Consider the following 257-nt stretch of genomic DNA (forward strand, 5'->3'; position numbering starts at 1 on the left):
TCGGACGCGAGTCGTCGCCGGAATCCCCGGCGTGCTCGTCGCTCATAGTCCCGCTAGGTCAGGGGGTAGTGTTAAGCTTTACAAAAGCATCTCGCGTACGCGGCGGGTTCGCACGACTCGATTCGACTCGGTTCGGCCCGAAAATCACCTTCGCGGGCGGTCAGTAGCCGAGTTCCTCCAGCGCGTCTTCGACCGACGAGACGTACTCAGCCCCGAAGACGCGGACGTGTTCGAGGAGCGGGAACAGCGCGTAGACG

General features: G+C 63.0%; 1 protein-coding gene. It reads right to left on the reverse strand.

The window, feature by feature from the left end:
* Nucleotides 1–160: 160 nt before the first annotated feature.
* Nucleotides 161–257 (reverse strand): fructosamine kinase (locus HKX41_12245; protein NNC24906.1); only part of this gene is annotated, 97 nt, incomplete at its 5' end.

It is taken from the genome of Salifodinibacter halophilus, assembly GCA_012999515.1.
Taxonomy (GTDB): Bacteria; Pseudomonadota; Gammaproteobacteria; order Nevskiales; family Salinisphaeraceae; genus Salifodinibacter; species Salifodinibacter halophilus.